Here is a 5,503-nt window from a genome sequence, read left to right as displayed (position 1 = left end):
GTTGCCAGCCCCTAATTTCATTTCAATCCATGATTTCTTGGTTAAGTTTTTTTGAATTAAGCGATTGCTTTCATTGCTTTTTCTACGATAGCAATTTTTGCTGCTTCTTCGTCAGCTTTTGCAGCGTCGCCTTCTTCGCGATGTTTCTTTTCCCAACCTTTAAGTGTTGCCAAACGCTCGTCAAGACGATCTTTTGCTGTCTGGGCGTATTTGCCAGTCTCGTCGAAATGTTCAACCAAGTCAGCAACTACTTCGTCACCATATGCGTTTCCGCCGATTGCGTCAGTCAATACTTTTTTGAATTCATCTTTTGTCATGATAATTACCTACATTCCTACTGTAAAGTCTTTTACTATCTCGGCCTGTTCTGGAATGCTTTAACCTTTCATTTTCATCATTTTAATTCATAAATTCAGGTCTGAGTTGGGGCTTTTGAATGCCTTCTTACTTTACATTCTCATAATACAAACCTTCATTCGAAATTGACAGCGAGATGCAACATGAAATTGAATTTTTTTTAAAAATCGCTTTTTTGGGCCTAAAAGGGCGGAATCAGGCTTGTTTTTGGCGCTAAGTTCTACGAAAAACAATACATACCATTCTTTCTTCGCTTGTTTCCGGCTTTCAAATCCTTTGAAATGTCCTATCCTTCCTTTTTGGGTTTCTATCCAGTTTTTTTTGGATTTCCGTCTTTGGATCGGCATGAAAAAAGGAGCCGGGAACAGCTCCTAATTTCATTTCAATCCATGATTTCTTGGTTAAGTTTTTTTGAATTAAGCGATTGCTTTCATTGCTTTTTCTACGATAGCAATTTTTGCTGCTTCTTCGTCAGCTTTTGCAGCGTCGCCTTCTTCGCGATGTTTCTTTTCCCAACCTTTAAGTGTTGCCAAACGCTCGTCAAGACGATCTTTTGCTGTCTGGGCGTATTTGCCAGTCTCGTCGAAATGTTCAACCAAGTCAGCAACTACTTCGTCACCATATGCGTTTCCGCCGATTGCGTCAGTCAATACTTTTTTGAATTCATCTTTTGTCATGATAATTACCTACATTCCTACTGTAAAGTCTTTTACTATCTCGGCCTGTTCTGGAATGCTTTAACCTTTCATTTTCATCATTTTAATTCATAAATTCAGGTCTGAGTTGGGGCTTTTGAATGCCTTCTTACTTTACATTCTCATAATACAAACCTTCATTCGAAATTGACAGCAATATGCATCATGAAATTTAAATCTTTTTAAAAATTGCCTTTTTATTAGAAAAATAGATGAATTCCGCGTTTTTCGGGGATATGTATTACTATAAATAATACTTTCTAACTTTTTTCTCGACTTTGCCTTTTCCCCCCATAACAAGTTTCGTCAACTTTTTCAGTGCTTTGCCTTTTCGGCGTCCCGCCAGTTGTCCTGATAGCCGCCCAACAAATCGGTAAACCGCTTCGTCGTCAAATGCGGTCTTGTGATGGCGCTTCCCACCACGACGCTGTGGGCGCCAAGGAAAATACATTTCATCGCGTCTTCCGGCGTGTAAATGTGTCCTTCCATCATCACGTACGCCTCGTCCTTGAAATCCCGGCACATTTTCGCGAACATCCGCATATCCGGTCCTTCAATGTGCGCGGTTTCCTTCGTATAGCCATACAGCGTCGGCGCGACGATGTCGGCGCCGTTTTCAATGGCCCGCTTCGCCTCCTCGTAGTTGGACACGTCCGCGAACACGATCGCTTCCGGAATTTCCTTTTTGACGTCCTTGATCAAGTCCCACGCCTGCGTGCCTTCATGCGTCGTTTGCGCCGTGCAGTCCAGGGCGATAATTTCCGCGCCCGCGTCCCAGATGGCGCGCACTTCCTTCATCGTCGGCGTGATGAACACGTCGGTGTCGTCGTGCCACACTTTCCAAAGGCCGATCATCGGCAGTTCGGGAACCGCCTGCTTAATGGCCTTGATTTGCTCGGGCGAATTGGCGCGGATGCCCACGGCCCCGCCCCAGCGTGCCGCTTCCGCCATTTTCACGACCATATCGTCGGTATAGATCGGATCGTCATGCTGCACCTGGCAGCTGACTATCAACCCGCCTTTCATCTTTTCCAAAATTCCCTTTTTCCGCGAATCGGTTGTCTTCATACTCTCTTTCCTCCTGTTCCGCTGCTTCAATCGCAAATCACAATGTTTTCCAGCCGCTCGTCTTCCGGGCACGCGTCCATGTAAATATCCTGAAACGCGTCCAGTCTGGCCCAGGAACAAAGCGCCCGCTTGCCGATCTTGGACGCGTCGACAAGCAAGCGGCTGTGCCGGCAGCGCTTGAGCACTTCCTTTTTCACCTGGCCGACTTCAAAATCGAACACGCTCGCCTCGCCCCGTTCCAGGTCGATGCCGTTGGTCGTCAAAAACGCCAAGTCAAAATTGAATTGTTTGAGCATCTCAATCGTCAGCGGGCCATACGACATGTCCCGGTTCAAACCGAACTCGCCCCCCAGCAAATAAATCGTTCCCGGAAACGTGGCGGGCAGCTTTTGCAAAAAATACGTATTCGGCGTAATCACGGTGACACGCATAGTCGCGATCCATTCCGCCAAAAACAACGTCGTCGTGCCCCCGTCGACATATATGCAGTCGCCTTCGTGAATCGTTCGCGCCGCTCTGGCGCACAAAAGCCGCTTTTGCGCCTCGTTCACGTTTTCCTTGGCGCGAATGGCGACTTCGTTGGCGCTCGACACGGTGGCGGCCCGCTCCTTAAGCACGGCGCCGCCCCGTTCCCGAATGACGACGCCCTGGTTTTCAAGTTCGATCAAGTCGCGCATCGCGCTCGATCTGGACACGTCGAAGCGTTCCATGATTTCCTTGACGGAAACGAACGCGTCGCGCTCGATCATCTCCCGGATGAGCATCAATCGCTGGGCGCTTAGCATCAGCCGCCCACCCGCACTTTCACGCCTTTTTTCGCGCCGGTTTCGATATACGGTTCCAATTTTTGTTTTTCCATCATTTTCTCCTTTTCATACGCGTATGGCCGTCCAAGATTTTTCCATTTGGAAGCGCCCAGTGGATGGAACGGCAGCAAGTCGACTTCCTGAATGCGGTTGCTGGCCGCAAAATCGAGAACAGCCTCAATCGTTTCGGACTCGTCGTTGAATCCGGGAATGACCGGCATGCGAATCACGATTTTTTCGGGATGATTTTTCGCCAAGTACCGGAAATTGGCGACGACCAGCTCGCCGTTGCCACCCGTGATGGCGTTCAGCTTTCCCGCGTCGAGATGCTTGAGGTCCATCAAAAACAAGTCGACGTCATCCACGACTTCACGCAGCATGGCCGGCGCGTAGCTACCGGTCGTTTCCAGCGCCACATGCAAGCTTTGGGCTTTGAGCTTTTTGAGCAAGGTTTTCAATCCTTCGGGCTGCATAAACACTTCCCCGCCCGACAGCGTCACCCCGCCGCCGCTTTCCTCGTAAAAATCCCAATCTTTCATCGCGATGTCCACGAGCTCGTCTTCGGTGTAGTCCGTGCCCGAAAACGTGATCGCGTCGTTCAGGCACTCTTGGGCGCATGCCTGGCAGCCTTTGCAGCGCGACCGGTCAATCTGCCATTTTCCTTCAGGAAACGCGATGGCCGAAGCCGGGCACACCGTCCGGCACATTTGACAGTGGACGCACTTTTTTTCATCGTGAAGCAGCTCGACTTTTTGGCTCCACGTTTCGGGATTGGCGCACCACGGACAGTGCATGTGACAGCCTTTGAAAAAGATCGTCGTACGGATGCCGGGACCGTCGTGGGTGGCGAATCGCTCGATATTGGTTACTCTAATCATAAAGCGTCCGGCTGAGCAGTTCTTCCTGCACGTCTTTGGTCAAATTGACGAACACGGCGCTGTATCCAGCGACACGGACAATCAAATCGGGATAGTTTTCCGGGTGGATTTGCGCGTCTTCCAAAACGCCGCGATCCACGACAGTGACCATGAGCTGGCACCCGCCGTTTTTAAAGTACGTGTGAAAGAGCGCTTTGACTTTTTCCTTGTCCTCGTGCATCATGCGCGGCGTGAATTTGATGTTTTGCACGCTGCCGCCATGGTATTTGGCGTCGAAGCGGGCGAGCGATTTGAGCACGGCGGTCGGCCCGTTTTTGGCATTGCCTCCTTGCGGATTGTTGGCGGGATTCATGTACACGCCTTTTTTGCGGCCGTCCAGCGAGGCGTCGGTTTCATGGCCCCAGTCCGTGTTCGTCTGGTTGTTGGAGATGACGATCAAGTAATAGCCAAGGCCCGCCTCGATTCCTTTTTGCCGGATGCCTTTGGCGACGTACTCGTACAAATCGTTGGCGAGCTCGTCGCATTCGGTTTCGTCGTTGCCGTATTTGGGCAGCGTCAAAATTTCCTTCTGGAGCTTTTCATAGCCGGCAAAATTGGCGAGCGCGGCTTTGTTGAGTTGTTCCAGAGTGTACTTCTTTTCGTCGTATACGAGCGTTTTGATCGTGGATAACGCGTCGCTGGCGTTGATGTTGCCATACGTTTCGTTGGTGCCGCCTAAAATTTCGACACCGCCATCAAGCAGCGCTTTTTGGCGTCCAAGGCAATCATCCATCAAAATCGAATTGAATAAAAACGACACTTCCTCGCTCATCGTTTCATAACTATGTTTTTGGGCTTCGACGCTTAAATCAAAATAGTAGTCGAGAACGGCTTTGTATTGATCGTACAGCGCGTCGAACGTCGTCAGTTCCGAAAGCGGCTTGAGGGATAATGGGCCCGCCTTGTACACGCCATCCATCGGGTCGACGCCTTCGTTGAGCGCGATTTGAAGCAGCTTGACTAAATTGAGCAGCGTGTTGGGCGTGCCGACGCTTTTGCCCTGGATGACGAACTCGCCGCAGCCAAACGGAATGTATTGCTCGGCAAGCTCTTTGGGCACGCGCATCGCGTACTGGACGGCGGGCACGTTGACATCGTCGTTGTACAGCGTGGGATACGTGGCGCCGGAAGCGATGCACTCGTAGGCCATGTCCATGATTTCGGGATCGGTGTTTTGATCGAAGCGAAGGGTGAATTGCGGCTCGACGTACCGGGTGTCCTTGCATACCCGCAAGCAGATCTTCGTGAACAGATCGCACGCTTCCTTGTCTTTTCTTCCCTGGCCGCCGACAATGATGCGGCCATTGACGGTCGTCCGCCGGTTCTCAATCATTTTCCAAAGCGATTTGAGCAACCGGTACGCTTCGTCTTCCGTGAGCGTTCCCCGGTCGATGTCCTGTTTCAAATACGGGCCGAGCACAATGTCGAGGCGGCCGTAATTGATGCAGCCGGCGCATAAGGCGTACAGCCAAAACAGCTGGAGCGCCTGCCGGAAGGTGGCGGGCTTGTGGTCGAGCAGAAAGTCGAGGTCGGCTTCCATTTGCTCGAGTTCCCGGATCCGTTGCGCGCTTTTTCCTTGTTTGGCTTCGTGGACGAGTTCGATTTGACGGCGAAGGACGTCTTTGAACAAATCGAGCGCCTGCGCGCACGCGTCCATGAA

6 protein-coding genes are annotated in these 5,503 nt (G+C 50.9%); all 6 read right to left on the bottom strand.

From position 1 onward, the window contains the following. Positions 1-56: 56 nt before the first annotated feature. A complete protein-coding gene (locus tag ABNS49_RS12345) occupies positions 57-317 on the bottom strand; it encodes an FRAT-87 protein (RefSeq protein WP_135980634.1) in 261 nt (86 codons plus the stop codon). A gap of 456 nt (positions 318-773) precedes the next feature. Continuing rightward, complete coding sequence (locus tag ABNS49_RS12340) at positions 774-1,034, bottom strand: FRAT-87 protein (RefSeq protein WP_135980634.1); 261 nt, start codon at positions 1,032-1,034, stop codon at positions 774-776. Between the two features lie 333 nt (positions 1,035-1,367). After that, positions 1,368-2,120 carry an N-acetylmannosamine-6-phosphate 2-epimerase gene (locus ABNS49_RS12335; RefSeq protein WP_288341746.1) on the bottom strand — a complete coding sequence of 251 codons (753 nt, stop codon included), beginning with the start codon at positions 2,118-2,120 and terminating at the stop codon, positions 1,368-1,370. Positions 2,121-2,146: 26 nt separating this feature from the next. Continuing rightward, entirely contained in the window at positions 2,147-2,905 is a 759-nt protein-coding gene (locus tag ABNS49_RS12330; protein ID WP_135980632.1) for a DeoR/GlpR family DNA-binding transcription regulator, read from the bottom strand. Further along, positions 2,905-3,804, bottom strand: coding sequence for a glycyl-radical enzyme activating protein (locus tag ABNS49_RS12325; protein ID WP_135980631.1), 900 nt, complete (start codon positions 3,802-3,804; stop codon positions 2,905-2,907). Before ABNS49_RS12325 ends, ABNS49_RS12330 begins: the two co-directional genes overlap by 1 nt. Continuing rightward, on the bottom strand, positions 3,797-5,503 hold a 1,707-nt coding region (locus tag ABNS49_RS12320; RefSeq protein ID WP_348688224.1), incomplete at its 5' end, for a pyruvate formate lyase family protein. The genes ABNS49_RS12320 and ABNS49_RS12325, both read right to left, overlap by 8 nt.

The sequence above is a fragment of the uncultured Dubosiella sp. genome (genome assembly GCF_964018005.1).
In the GTDB taxonomy this organism is placed as follows: domain Bacteria; phylum Bacillota_I; class Bacilli_A; order Erysipelotrichales; family Erysipelotrichaceae; genus Dubosiella; species Dubosiella muris.
Note: the sequence above shows the minus strand (reverse complement) of the source record. Positions and strands in the feature narration are given on the sequence as shown.